Genomic DNA, 12850 nt, shown 5'->3' with positions numbered 1-12850 from the left:
GAGGTAATAATGGACATTTATTCAACAGAAGAACAACAAGCAGAAGCCATTAAGCGCTTTTTTCGCGAAAACGGTATTTCACTTGCGCTAGGTGTAATTGTAGGTTTAGGCGGCTTATACGGTTGGAAAGCATACAACCAAAACCAAATTACAACTGCTGAGCAAGCGTCTGACGAATATACAACACTTGTACAAAGTGACAATGTACTTGGCGCAGCCGATACATTCATTAAAAACAACCAAGACACAAGCTATGCAACTTTAGCCGCTTTTGTTGCGGCAAAAGACGCTGTTGATGCAAAAAAATTAGACCTTGCTAGCGAAAAACTTAGCTGGATTGTTACAAACGCCCAAAGCGAAGAGCTTAAAGCCATTGCCATTACGCGTTTAGCACGTATTCAACTTGCGCAAAGTAAATTCGACGAAGCCCTAAGTACATTAAACTCACCCCTACCAGAGGCATATAACGCCAATGTAGCTGAGCTAAAAGGCGATATTTACATTGCACAAGGTAATAAAGACCAAGCTCGCACTGCGTATCAAGCAGCTGCCGATGCTGGCGGTTTAACTACAAACCCTTTATTACAAATTAAATTAGACGACCTAGCAGTAACTAGCCCAGCGGCATAAGGTTTTAGGTATGAAAAAAATAACAACAGCAACTCTCGCACTGTGCATGGCAACGCTAATGGGTTGTTCATCAAGTGATGACGAAGACGAGTTAGTACTTCCTGAAATTGTTAATCAATTTGAAACAGACGTAGTGTGGCAAGAGTCGGTTGGCAGTGGTGTAGAACATTATTTTTCTCGCTTATCGCCTGCTGTATACAAAGACACTATTTATGTAGCTAGCCGCGAAGGCCAAATTGAAGCGCTTTCGCTTACCAATGGCGACACGTTATGGGAAACCGACGTACGTGAAGATTTATCGTTTTGGCCATGGTCAGATAACGGCACAGCTAAATTATCAGGCGGTATATTACAAGCTTATGGTAAAATTTACGTAGGCTCTGAGCACGGATTTATTATTGCCCTTGACCGCGAAACGGGTGAAGAAGTATGGCGTAAAAATGTGCCAGGCGAAGCGTTATCAAAACCAGCTGCTGGCGATGGCCTAATTTTTGTTAATTTAGGCTCGGGTAAACTATTAGCACTGCACCCAGATACAGGCGAAGAACGCTGGAACTTCGAACAAGAAGTACCACCGCTTACATTGCGTGGCCAAAGCTCGCCAACAGTTGCAAACGGTGGTGTGTTAGTAGGCTTAGAAACAGGTAAATTAAGTGTACTCATTTCTGAGAGCGGTTATTCAGCATGGAGTGCAGAAATTGCCGTTGCTAAAGGCGCATCAGAATTTGAGCGTTTGGTTGATGTAGACACACAACCTATTATTAGCGGCCCTTACGCTTATGCTATTGCATACAACGGTAACCTAGCAGCGGTAGATATTCGCTCAGGCAATGTTGTATGGAAACGTGAATACAGCAGCTACCGCGAAATAGCGATGGATGCACAAACTATTTACCTAGTAGATAGCGAAGGCGTAATTTACGCATTAGATAAAAATTCAGGTATTGAACGTTGGAGCCAACCCGCTCTACGTGGATGGTACCTAACAGGCCCTGCAGTTGCAGGTAGCCACTTAGCTTTAGGTGACCAAGAAGGTAACCTACATTGGCTAAACAAAGACACTGGCGAGTTAGTATCTCGTGAAGAATTTGACAGCTCAGGCTTTTTTGTTGAGCCGGTTGTAGCCGACGACAAGCTAATTTTATACACCCGTGATGGTGAAGTTAGTGTGGTAAACACCCCTAACTAACTAGCTAACACTTAAAGGTTTTTTGTAAGGCTTCGCACTGCGAAGCCTTTTGTTGTTTTTTAAAGAGGTAGTTTATGCTTCCCGTGATCGCTCTAGTTGGGCGACCCAATGTGGGCAAATCCACATTATTTAACCGTTTAACACGTACTCGTGATGCACTCGTAGCCGATTTTCCAGGTTTAACACGAGATAGAAAATATGGCCAAGCTAATTACGATGGCTATGAATTTATCGTGGTAGACACGGGTGGTATTGATGGCTCTGAAGAAGGCATCGAAACCGAAATGGCCGACCAGTCGTTACTTGCCATTGAAGAAGCCGATATTGTGTTGTTTTTGGTTGATGCCCGCGTAGGCATGACCGTTGCTGACCAAGCCATTGCTAATCACTTGCGCAAGCAAGAGAAAAAAAGCTTTGTGGTTGCCAACAAAACAGATGGCATTGACGCCGACTCAAACTGTGCAGAATTTTATCAATTATCATTAGGTAATATTCACCATATTGCAGCAGCACATGGGCGTGGTATTACTCAGCTTTTAGAGCACACTTTACAGCCTGTAATTGCAGAGCTTGCAGCACTAGATGAAGACGTTGCTGATGACGATGAAGAGTTAATCGACCTTTATCAAGAAGCTGAAGGCGACGATACAGACCATCAAGCGTTTGCCGATAAACCAGTAAAACTGGCTATTATTGGTCGTCCTAACGTAGGTAAGTCTACACTTACAAACCGTATACTCGGTGAAGAACGTGTAATTGTATACGATATGCCAGGCACCACCCGCGACTCTATTTATATTCCGATGACCCGTAACGACAAAGAATATATTTTAATAGATACCGCAGGTGTTCGTAAGCGTAAAAAAGTAAGCGACGTAGTTGAAAAGTTCTCAGTAATTAAAACGCTTCAAGCCATTGAAGATGCCAACGTAGTATTACTGGTTGTTGATGCTCGCGATGGTATTTCTGATCAAGACTTAAGCTTATTAGGTTTTGCGCTTAACTCAGGTCGTTCATTGGTTATTGCCGTGAACAAATGGGATGGGCTTGATGATTACGTTAAAGATCGAATTAAAACAGAGCTTGATCGCCGTTTAGGCTTTATTGACTTTGCACGCTTACACTTTATATCTGCACTTCACGGTACAGGTGTTGGTCATTTATTTGAATCGGTTGATGAAGCGTACGAGTCAGCAACTAAACGTATTAGCACCGCAATGCTACGCCGTATTATGGACATGGCACAGGCCGATCATCAGCCGCCACTTGTTCGTGGTCGTCGTGTTAAGCTTAAATATGCGCATGCCGGTGGTTATAACCCGCCACGTATTGTAATTCACGGTAACCAAGTTCACGATTTACCAGATAGCTACAAACGCTACCTTATGAACTATTACCGTAAAGCACTTAAAATTATGGGCACCCCGATCAAAATTGAATTTAGAGAAGGTGATAACCCATTTGCAGGGCGTACTAACAAAGTAACGCTTTCGCAAAAGCGTAAAATACGTGCCTTTGCAAAAGAAAACCGTAATAAATAAACTGCATAAACGTTAATTTATTACAAAAAAACGGCGTACTTTTTAGTACGCCGTTTTTTATGCTTTATACCAATTAGCTTAATTAAGTGATTTATTTTGAGGCTGGGTATTAAAGATTAAGTAATGCCAATTGCACCAACCGCTCAACGGTGGTGTCTTGGGTATTTTTAGGCGCTTTGGGGTAATACTTAGATTTTGGCGGCTTAATAGATATAAACCCATGATTGGTGGCCATTTCGTGGGCTAACAGCTTTCGCTCTTTGGGTGTTAAATGGTTTTCGTGTATTTTTGCAAGCTCGCCGCTATCAAGCCATATGCCAGCGCAACCTGGGCACTCGTCTATCTCAACCACTTTGAGCGGTGAAAAAAACCGGCGCATCATTACTATGCTTGGGCACTTTGGGCAATTTACTCGCGATGAGACTTCGCCCTCGCCTTCGGTATAGTTACTCAAATACTTAAGTAGAACCTGACCATGCTTTAACTCAGGCGAGCTAAACTTAAAAATTTGGCTGTTATCAAAAAATACGCCGCCTTGCGCTGACGTAAAAACAGTAATGCCGCCAACAAGTAAAGGTTCAAGTGGCGTATTACTACGAGGACAATACATTTAAAATTCCTTTTTATTTATTTATGTTCTTTTACTCAAGCGCTTTATGAATAAGCCCAACAAGCGGCGCTGGTAATGTAATATTACCTGCAAGTACAAACTCATGCGCGTCATCTGACATTTTTTGCCATGTACGGCGAATAATACCTATCCATTTTTGCTCATCGTAATCAGGCTTACTATTAGCAAACCCGAGCATGTAATGCTCAATAAATACCAGGCTTGCTACGTCTTCTACTAATTGGCTATCAGGGTTACGTTTAATATTTTTTTTAGCAACTGCATCGTACACTCTGTTTTGCTCAGCATCGCTGTATCCAGCTTGCTGCATAAGCGCAACAACACTACTTGCATGAAATATATAAAGAGCACTGCGCCACTGATGATAGCCTTGCTTGTTCATTGCAAAGTCGCTACGCGGCGACTTCCAACGTTGTATATGCTGCCCACGCACTGCAATTTGCATAAGCTCGTCAGCACCTGGGTTAAAACGGCTAAGCATTTCGCTCATACGCTGTGAGTATAAATACTCTTTTGGAACACTCTCCCCATTAAACTGCTCACTGTTTGGGTCTTGGTTGTTTGCTTCATCAATTAAGGCGATTACTTTATTAAACATGACGGTCATTTTTTATAGTAAGTTTTAATCATTCTAAACGCTGATAAAACAATAAACTAGTGCGCCACTCAGTTACGCAGTGAAATTTGTTCAATCAAAAAGTAAAGCCTAGAGGTACAAGTTATAAAAGTAAGCGCATTAATAAAGTTAACTTGGTACTATATTGAGCACAAATTAAAATAAAAAAGCGCGACTAACTCGCCAATAACGGATAACTATGTTTAAAAAACGTATTTTAGCTATTTGCTTAGCAGCCACCTCGCTACCAAGCCTTGCCGACAGTAACAGCGATTTAAAAACCATTATTGATAACCACTGGCAAAATGCCAAAGCTGAAAAAATATTTTTTCGAACCGATCCAGACGGTTGGAAACCAAACGGCACATTACCAAATTGGAGCGAGCAAGCCATTGCAAAGCGCCAAGCTTATAACAACAGCGTATTAAAAAGCTTAGCCAACATTGACCCTAAAACGCTCAACAAGGATCAGCTAATGAACTACCGCTTATTTAAATATGAGCGAGAAACCGAGAAGCAAAGCTACCTTTATCAAGATAAGTATTTTCCGGTAAATTTTTTAAGTGGCTGGCATACCTACTTTGCAGAAGCGCCCGCTAACATGGCTTTTTTAACAGCTGATGATTACAACGCATTTTTAATCAGCCTTGCCGACTACCCGCGCTTTAATCAGCAAAATATTGATTTAATGAAAGAAGGGATAAAAACAGGATTTACCCATTACTGTAAAACCTTTGAAAATTACAGCCAAAGCATTAGCGCGCACATAGTTAACAACCCCGAAAATAGCGCCCTTTACGAGCCCTTTACGCGTATACCTAATACCTTTAGTACAGCGCAAAAATCAAACTTAAAACAAAAAGCTCAAGCCGTAATTAAAAATAAAGTAATTCCTGCCTATCAGCATTTTTACGACTTTTTTATAAACGACTATATGTCACATTGTAGAGCCCAGCCGGGCATAGCAAGCGTTAAAGGCGGGCTTGATTACTACAAATACACGGTTAATTACTACACCACAACAAACGCCACACCTAAACAAATACACCAACTAGGCCTTAAAGAAGTCGCGCGTATTAAGGCGCAAATGCAAAATATTATTGATGAAGTAGGCTTTGATGGCACCTATAGTGAGTTTTTAGAATTTTTAGCAACCGATGAGCAATTTTACGCAAAAGATGCGCAAGACTTGCTAGAAAAAACCGCGTTCATCACGCAAAAAATGTATGGTAAATTGCCCACTTACTTTGGCCACTTACCGCGTAACACCTTTACTATTAAGGGCTCAGCAAGTCGTGGGGCGTTTTATATGCCACCGCCAGATAACCGCTCTCCTGGCACTTATTTTTTAGCCTCAACACCTAAACTGCAGCCTTTATATAATTTAGAAGCTCTCAGTCTGCACGAAGCCATACCCGGGCACCATTTACAAAACGCCATTGCTATGGAGCTAAATGTCCCCGAATTTAGACGCACACTTAGCCACTCTGCATTTGGCGAAGGTTGGGCACTATACACAGAACGCTTAGGTAAAGAGGCCGGCTTTTATCAAAGCCCGTACAGCGACTTTGGTCGTTTAGGCTACGAAATGTGGCGTGCAGTGAGGCTTGTTGTTGATACCGGTATTCATGCCTTTGGCTGGAGCCGCCAAAAAGCAATTGATTACTTAGCCAGTCACACTGCTTTACCACAAAGTGCGGTGGAAGATCAGATAGATCGTTATATTTCATGGCCAGGCCAAGCGCTCTCTTACAAAATGGGCGAAATAAAAATACGAGAGCTTCGCACAAAAGCCGAAAAAGAGCTTGGTGCTCAATTTGATATACGCAGCTTTCACGACACTGTAATTGGCCAAGGCTCATTGCCTATGGCAGTGCTTGAGGACGTTATAAACGATTGGATAGCAGAGCAAAAACCAGTAAGTTAAAACAATACTTTTAAACACGACTTTTAAACACTAAAGGGCGGTAAGTTTATCGCCCTTTTCAAAACCGCATTAAACACCTCAAAACTAATCCCTACCCGCTTTTGCTTCGTAAACTTAATGATTACAAAAACCAGAGCATGAGTATGAGCAAACGCATTTTATATTGGCTACAAAACGATTTACGCCTAACCGACAACCCAATTTTTAGTGACCTTATGTTGCAGCAATGCGCGCTTGATATTGTATTTGTTATTAACCCGCACTGGTTTAAAAATAATAACTATCAACAAAAACCTTACGGCATACACAAACAGCAATTTTTAATGCAAAGCTTGTACGAACTACAACAAGCACTTATTGAGCGCGGGCAAACCCTGCATGTGCTTGAGGGCGAACCCGTATCGCTCTTAAAAGCGCGTATTAATGAGCAAAATATTGATGAAATTGTATACAGCGAACAATTTGGCGTGTACGAGCAACGCCAAATAAGCTTACTCAAAGCACATTGCCTCAATACACAATTTACAGGAACGCAGCAAGACACGCTCTTTAAGCAAAGTGACCTCCCCTTTGATTTAAGCGAATTACCCAAACACTTTACCCCGTTTCGTAAAAAGGTAGAGGCCGCTAATAGCCCTATTACACCAACAACTTTGCCAAACGGTTTGCTCCCTAAGCCAATAACTTTATGCGCAAAAAAACCTATAGAACGTATAACAAATAAAGGCGTAATGCATGGCGGGTTTAACAGTGCGCAAGCTCATTTAAAGCAATACTTTGCAGGCGCAATGCCAAGTACTTATAAAACGACTCGCAACGAACTTGATGGCTTTAACAACACCACCAAATTTAGTACTTGGCTTGCCTTTGGCTGTATAAGTGCAAAACAAGTTTACAAAGCCGTAGAAAATTACGAGCAATGCAATACGGCAAACGAGTCTACTTATTGGATTAAATTTGAACTGCTATGGCGAGAGTATTTTAAATGGCACGCACTTAAAGCAGGTAACAGCCTGTTTAGCTTTAAAGGGCAAAAACAAACTAAACCGCTTACTACTCGCTTTGCTGCTTGGTGTAACGGTACAACGCCTTACCCGCTTGTAAATGCCATTATGGAAGAACTAAACACTACGGGTTACATTTCAAACCGAGCACGACAAATTGCAGCAAGCTGTTTAGTAAACGAGCTTGCCCTTGATTGGCGATACGGCGCAGCCTACTTTGAACAACAATTGATTGATTACGATGTAGCAGCAAACTGGGGCAACTGGCAATACATAGCCGGTGTGGGGGTTGACCCACGTGGCGGCCGCCACTTTAATATACAAAAGCAAACGGCGCAGTTTGATCCAAATGGTATTTATACCAATAAATGGCACGGGCACAGTAATAAAACACAGCAGCTCGATCACTTAAACGAAGTAGATTGGCCTATTTAAGCCAATCTACCTCCACCAGGTTATATTTAAAACAGCTGCGCAATGCCTATATTAATGGCAAAGCCAGCTAAGGTTAAAAACAAAAATAAACAACCTGCTAATAACAGTGGTTTTATACCCGCTTGGCGAATAGCGCCAACATGTGTACGCAACCCAAGTGCGACCATGGCAATGGTAAGTAGTATATTGTCAAACCATATAATGGCGCTTGTAGTACCTTGCGGAATAACCGATAACGAATGCACGCCACTTGCCACTATAAATAACACTGCAAACCAAGGGATTGTAATACCCGCTTTTTGCTCGCCGCCCTGTGCGTTTATGTTTGCATGCTTTTTACTTTGCCAAAACGATAAGCCTACTAAAAATGGCGCAAGCATCATTACGCGTAGCATTTTTTCTATCACGGCGGTGTCAGCCGCATTGGCACTTACCGCAGTCCCTGCTGCTACCACTTGAGCAACTTCATGAATAGTTGAACCAACAAAAATACCGTACGCATGCTCACTCACACCCATATATTCAAACATAATTGGGTAGGCAAACATACTTAACGTGCCAAACACCACAACCGTTGCCACCGCTACCGATACTTTATGCGCTTGTGCTTTTATAACTGGCTCAGTTGCCATTACCGCTGCGGCGCCACAAATAGAGCTACCCGCACCTATTAGTATGGTTGTTTGTTCATCAAGCTTAAAAACGCGCTTACCTAGCTGTACTGCTAATATAAACGTACCAAGCAGCATTACCACATCGGTTAATAGGCCATGCCAGCCTACACCCGCTACTTGCGCAAAAGTAATTCTAAACCCAAATAAAATAACGCCCGCTTTAAGTAATATACTTTTAGCGTAATCAACGCCTACATCTGTACGCGTAGCAATGCGCGCAAACACGCTGTTGCCTACAATAATGCCAAGCACAATACCAATTGTTAAGGAGCTAAATTGCGCACTTTGCATTATAGGTAACTTACTTAATGCAACAGATGCCCCCGCTAACACAACCACCAGCAGCATACCTAACCACCAGCGCGTATCGCCGTATTGCTTAGTATTAATACCTATAGGCTGAAAACTATTTTTAATAGCGCTAAGCATAATATTCCCTCACTTAAACCAAGTTGATGTGTTGACTTAATTGTAAGAAAGCTCAAAATATAACTCCAATATATTAAAATCATGATTTGATAACCTAAAGTTATACAATTTAGAGTTATGCAATTTAAGGTTATACAATGAACTTACATGCGCTTAGGGTGTTTTATACAGTGGTTAAATTGGGTAGCTTTTCAGGCGCAGCCGAAGCGCTTTTTATAAGCCAGCCCGCTGTTTCTAAAGCGCTAAAAGAGCTAGAGCATCAGTTAAATATGCAACTTATTGAACGTGCATCTAAGGGTAAAAAGCTCACCTTAAGCGAGGGCGGCCAAGCTTTGTATGATCACGCCCGCAGTATTTTTGCTATCGAAAAAGCCGCCATTGACGATATAAAATCGCGCACAGGGCTTAAGCGCGGTACATTAGTTATAGGCACCAGCACCACCATTGCCAGCTATTGGCTACCGCCTTATTTAGCCAAATTTTGTGCGCAGTACCCGCATATAAAAGTAGAAGTACAAGTGGCTAATACCGCGCAAATTGAGCACGCATTGCTAGAATGCACTATCGATTTAGCACTGGTTGAAGGCACACCTACCGAGCCGCACATTATTAGTAAGCACTGGCAAAATGATTTAATGAGTGTGGTTATACCGAGCAACTTTAAGCCCACTAAAGACTTAAAAGCATGGTTAAACGAGCAGTTTTGGTTATTACGCGAGCCAGGCTCTGGCACGTTAGAAATGTCGGTAAAGTTATTAGCAGAGCATGGCGTACAAGCAGAGCAAAGTATGCAATTAGGCAGCAACGAAGCAATAGCAAGAGCTGTTGCTCAAGGTATGGGGGTCGCTTTATTGCCAAACGTAGTCACAGAAGATTTAGTGCAGTTAGGTAAATTAACGCGCCTGAGCCAAAAAAATAACGAGCAACTCTCTCGCCCTCTTTATCAACTGCATTATAAAGACAGACCGTCTTCGCATGCTGCGCAAGCATTCGAAAAAAGCTTGTTTAGTGAATAGAACGTAAATCTAACCGTTATATTTATGCTGCGTATAAGCCAATTGCGTACGCTATTGATTTAAAACGAATGAAACCAAGGTTTAACCTCTTTGGATTCTTGACCCATTGGGTTCTTAAAAGTTAAAAACTAACAAAACAATTAGAATTCATGGAGCTAAAGCTGCCTTTTGAATACTGACTGATGTCTTTATAGCTAGCTTTGCTTACCCTAATCAATTATATTAATTATGTTTATATCAGGAGAAGCCATGGAATGGGTTACAATCAAGGCACCAAAAAAGCTGTGCTTATACGACATAGATGAAAAAGCAACATTAGAAACGTACGCATTCCTATCTCAACTAGATAGATTACCTAATGATAATTATGTCAAGTTAGATCTTTCGGATGTCAAAAAGGTAACGGCAGCTGCTGTCCTTTACTTATTTGCAAATGTAATTAGTAAACAGTTATATATTTCAAATAATTTTTATAGCGTAATTCTTCCAAAAAATACAGATGTACAAAGCCAATTTGAATGTACAGGATTACAGACAGCACTCAAACAAGGAGGAACTAAAAAAATAGAGAGAATGTGGTGCGATAAAAACTCTAATTTTCTTTGCGGAAACAACAAAAACATCTCAGGATTTTTAGGTAAAATCAGAAAATTAACTGGATTAAGCACATTACCTCAGAACTTGGGGACTGCTTTAAAAGAAACATTTTTAAACATTAATCATCATGCCTATAACGGACCTACTAACCTTGTGGACGTAACTTGGTTTAGTTATTTTGATCAAGGCGAAGATGATAAAGGGAAATATATTACAGCGTTAATTGCGGATAGAGGACGAGGTATACCACAAACAATTAAGCAAACTTTCCCTGACTTTAACAATAAAAGAGATTGTTTCTGCATAGAGCATGCTATGTTAGCAGGTGTCACATCTACTTTAGAGGATGGACGAGGTGAAGGTTCAGTAAACATACAAAGACCTGTTGAACTTGCCAAACAAGGCCAAAAAGATAGCCTGCTATTATTATCAGGAAAAGGGCATTTTTTCTTGGAAAAACAAAAAAACACCCTACCGCTCACTTTAAAAGAGATGGATTATAGCTTATTTGGCTCTATAATCGAATGGAGGTTATATTACTAATGTCTGGAGTAATTATGTCACAAATACTCATAAAGGTTAGAGATTATACATTAGAACCATTCGGTCGTTATGAAACCGATGGTGAGGGGAATGGAGAAGAATTTCGAAAAAAATATATACTACCGGCATTAAGAGGTGGTGATGACGTTCTTGTAGATTTAGATGGTATTAACGATGGCTACGGCAGCTCATTCATCGTTGAAGCTTTTGCAAATCTTATTAGAAAAGAAAATTTTTCTTATGCCGAAATTAAAACTAGGTTGAAATTTAAGTCTACAAATACAAAATGGATAAAAGAAATAGAGTCTTATATTGATGCGACTAAAGATAAAGATAATAGTGTTATAAACTCGGTTCTAAAATGGAAATAAAAGGCTTTTTAAAAGACTATGGTATATTTGTCTCCATAGGGTCCAGCATTCTTTTAGTCATGTTAGGCTGGTATGTAGTCTATAATGGCTCTAAGTATATTGCTACACGCTCAGAAGGGAGAGCTATCTTTTTAACTTTTTTAGAAAAGTTATCATCTATCGTTGATGAAAGAATTAAATTTATCACAAATACGGCAAATTTCGGGAGTTCTTCGCTTGTTAATTATACAGCAAAACAAAATGTAATTGCTGTAGAACGATTGCTTAACTACCAATCAGTTCTATTACGTTATGGAATTTCTAATTTTTTTAAAGAAGATGATTTTTTAAATTTAAAATTTCTATTAACCTATGCTCCTGCAAAGGAAGACTATAATAATAACTTTGTAAAATTTAATAGTTCAATAATTGAAAACCTCCATAAAGTTTCTGCTGCAATTGAAACTCAAGCTCATGAATCATATTTAGATACACATAAACCAACAGTTACCCCTTTTATAAAAAAGCTATCTCCATCAATTCTAGGGTTTATTTTTGCTATTGTAATATTGTTCACTTTTAGCTTTTTTATAAGATCTTTTTCATCTTAAGCTATAGCCCATCGAGAAAGGACTTAGCTAAAGGAGTCAAATCTGACTTCAAACTAAAGTATTAAGAGACTATTCATAGCGGCCCACCAGCTAACTTATAAGTCTATTAGCTAAATTGGTAAACTCTCATAGCCCCAAGCTCTACTCACAACCCCTGAGTTAAGTCTTGCGCCAATGTACCCGTTGGTTTTTCAATTACGCGTACTAACTCTTTACCATCGTCTTTTACTATAAACGTTGGCGTGTATTGCAAGCCGTGCGCTAGTGCTATTCCGGCGTCGTCTTGCTTGTTGTAACCCACGGCCACATATTTAACGCTTGCAAGTTTTACCTTAGACGCATCAAGTAACTTAATAAGCTTTGGTACTTCGCGTTGGCTGTCGTGACACCAAGTGCCAAATAATACAACTAATGCCTTGCCTTCTAGCTTTTGCATTAAGGCTATATCTTGCTCGGTTGGCGTAAATGCGTTGTACTGCTTATTAAACTTATCGTAATCGCTTAATAGTACATCAGTTGTAATATCGCCCGAAAATGGCGCAGTAGCGGCATTACTTACAAGCGGCATGCTTAACGCGCACAATAAAATTAATTGTTTAAACATAAGGTTAAAGTAACTTTTAAAGTGAGTAATTAAGCTCACTATACTGAATATTA

The 12850-nt window shown here is 40.4% G+C and carries 13 protein-coding genes; 9 read left to right on the top strand and 4 right to left on the bottom strand.

The genetic code is table 11. The features are described from left to right. Positions 1-9: 9 nt before the first annotated feature. The 3 genes from PSH48_RS07105 (at position 10) to der (ending at position 3360) form a co-directional block, all read left to right on the top strand. A complete protein-coding gene (locus tag PSH48_RS07105; protein WP_273611220.1) occupies positions 10-630 on the top strand; it encodes a YfgM family protein in 621 nt (206 codons plus the stop codon). Positions 631-640: 10 nt separating this feature from the next. Then, positions 641-1819, top strand: coding sequence for an outer membrane protein assembly factor BamB (bamB, locus tag PSH48_RS07100; RefSeq protein WP_004586989.1), 1179 nt, complete (start codon positions 641-643; stop codon positions 1817-1819). Positions 1820-1893: 74 nt separating this feature from the next. Beyond that, on the top strand, positions 1894-3360 hold the full coding sequence (gene der / locus PSH48_RS07095) for a ribosome biogenesis GTPase Der (RefSeq protein WP_004586988.1): 1467 nt from the start codon (positions 1894-1896) through the stop codon (positions 3358-3360). Between the two features lie 109 nt (positions 3361-3469). On the opposite strand, the gene PSH48_RS07090 is transcribed toward der, so the two are convergent. Further along, a complete protein-coding gene (locus PSH48_RS07090) occupies positions 3470-3970 on the bottom strand; it encodes a TFIIB-type zinc ribbon-containing protein (RefSeq protein ID WP_273611219.1) in 501 nt (166 codons plus the stop codon). Positions 3971-4001: 31 nt separating this feature from the next. After that, complete coding sequence (locus tag PSH48_RS07085) at positions 4002-4589, bottom strand: DUF4202 domain-containing protein (RefSeq protein ID WP_273611218.1); 588 nt, start codon at positions 4587-4589, stop codon at positions 4002-4004. A 217-nt stretch (positions 4590-4806) separates the two neighbouring features. Between PSH48_RS07085 and PSH48_RS07080 the strand changes: the two genes are divergently transcribed. Continuing rightward, positions 4807-6534, top strand: a complete 1728-nt coding sequence (locus PSH48_RS07080) for a DUF885 domain-containing protein (protein ID WP_273611217.1) — start codon at positions 4807-4809, stop codon at positions 6532-6534. A 143-nt stretch (positions 6535-6677) separates the two neighbouring features. Next, the gene (locus PSH48_RS07075) at positions 6678-7973 is read left to right on the top strand and encodes a DASH family cryptochrome (protein ID WP_273611216.1); all 1296 of its coding nucleotides are present in this window, start codon (positions 6678-6680) and stop codon (positions 7971-7973) included. A gap of 26 nt (positions 7974-7999) precedes the next feature. On the opposite strand, the gene PSH48_RS07070 is transcribed toward PSH48_RS07075, so the two are convergent. Continuing rightward, positions 8000-9076, bottom strand: a complete 1077-nt coding sequence (locus PSH48_RS07070; RefSeq protein ID WP_273611215.1) for a YeiH family protein — start codon at positions 9074-9076, stop codon at positions 8000-8002. 137 nt (positions 9077-9213) lie between these two features. Between PSH48_RS07070 and PSH48_RS07065 the strand changes: the two genes are divergently transcribed. From PSH48_RS07065 to PSH48_RS07050, 4 genes are all read left to right on the top strand, one after another. Beyond that, positions 9214-10092, top strand: coding sequence for a LysR family transcriptional regulator (locus PSH48_RS07065; RefSeq protein ID WP_273611214.1), 879 nt, complete (start codon positions 9214-9216; stop codon positions 10090-10092). Positions 10093-10341: 249 nt separating this feature from the next. Beyond that, positions 10342-11232, top strand: coding sequence for a hypothetical protein (locus tag PSH48_RS07060; protein WP_273611213.1), 891 nt, complete (start codon positions 10342-10344; stop codon positions 11230-11232). A gap of 14 nt (positions 11233-11246) precedes the next feature. Next, positions 11247-11603 (top strand): STAS-like domain-containing protein, encoded by a 357-nt coding sequence (locus PSH48_RS07055; RefSeq protein WP_273611212.1) that lies wholly within the window; start codon positions 11247-11249, stop codon positions 11601-11603. Then, on the top strand, positions 11594-12193 hold the full coding sequence (locus PSH48_RS07050; protein WP_273611211.1) for a hypothetical protein: 600 nt from the start codon (positions 11594-11596) through the stop codon (positions 12191-12193). Before PSH48_RS07055 ends, PSH48_RS07050 begins: the two co-directional genes overlap by 10 nt. Positions 12194-12338: 145 nt before the next feature. Here PSH48_RS07050 and PSH48_RS07045 read toward each other — a convergent pair whose 3' ends face one another. Further along, on the bottom strand, positions 12339-12797 hold the full coding sequence (locus PSH48_RS07045) for a TlpA family protein disulfide reductase (protein WP_337946966.1): 459 nt from the start codon (positions 12795-12797) through the stop codon (positions 12339-12341). Positions 12798-12850 lie beyond the last annotated feature (53 nt).

The sequence above is a fragment of the Pseudoalteromonas sp. Angola-4 genome, assembly GCF_028599265.1.
Classification (GTDB): Bacteria; Pseudomonadota; Gammaproteobacteria; order Enterobacterales; family Alteromonadaceae; genus Pseudoalteromonas; species Pseudoalteromonas atlantica.
The sequence above is the reverse complement of the archived record's forward strand: the minus strand, read 5'-3'. Positions and strand labels throughout refer to the sequence as shown.

What these genes read in the sequence shown, in the direction of transcription:
- PSH48_RS07085 (WP_273611218.1), bottom strand. Translation starts at nt 4,589, where the DNA reads ATGTTTAATAAAGTAATCGCCTTAATTGATGAAGCAAACAACCAAGAC.
- PSH48_RS07065 (WP_273611214.1), top strand. Translation starts at nt 9,214, where the DNA reads ATGAACTTACATGCGCTTAGGGTGTTTTATACAGTGGTTAAATTGGGT.
- PSH48_RS07090 (WP_273611219.1), bottom strand. Translation starts at nt 3,970, where the DNA reads ATGTATTGTCCTCGTAGTAATACGCCACTTGAACCTTTACTTGTTGGC.
- PSH48_RS07075 (WP_273611216.1), top strand. Translation starts at nt 6,678, where the DNA reads ATGAGCAAACGCATTTTATATTGGCTACAAAACGATTTACGCCTAACC.
- PSH48_RS07070 (WP_273611215.1), bottom strand. Translation starts at nt 9,076, where the DNA reads ATGCTTAGCGCTATTAAAAATAGTTTTCAGCCTATAGGTATTAATACT.
- bamB (WP_004586989.1), top strand. Translation starts at nt 641, where the DNA reads ATGAAAAAAATAACAACAGCAACTCTCGCACTGTGCATGGCAACGCTA.
- PSH48_RS07050 (WP_273611211.1), top strand. Translation starts at nt 11,594, where the DNA reads ATGGAAATAAAAGGCTTTTTAAAAGACTATGGTATATTTGTCTCCATA.
- PSH48_RS07060 (WP_273611213.1), top strand. Translation starts at nt 10,342, where the DNA reads ATGGAATGGGTTACAATCAAGGCACCAAAAAAGCTGTGCTTATACGAC.
- der (WP_004586988.1), top strand. Translation starts at nt 1,894, where the DNA reads ATGCTTCCCGTGATCGCTCTAGTTGGGCGACCCAATGTGGGCAAATCC.
- PSH48_RS07055 (WP_273611212.1), top strand. Translation starts at nt 11,247, where the DNA reads ATGTCACAAATACTCATAAAGGTTAGAGATTATACATTAGAACCATTC.
- PSH48_RS07045 (WP_337946966.1), bottom strand. Translation starts at nt 12,797, where the DNA reads ATGTTTAAACAATTAATTTTATTGTGCGCGTTAAGCATGCCGCTTGTA.
- PSH48_RS07105 (WP_273611220.1), top strand. Translation starts at nt 10, where the DNA reads ATGGACATTTATTCAACAGAAGAACAACAAGCAGAAGCCATTAAGCGC.
- PSH48_RS07080 (WP_273611217.1), top strand. Translation starts at nt 4,807, where the DNA reads ATGTTTAAAAAACGTATTTTAGCTATTTGCTTAGCAGCCACCTCGCTA.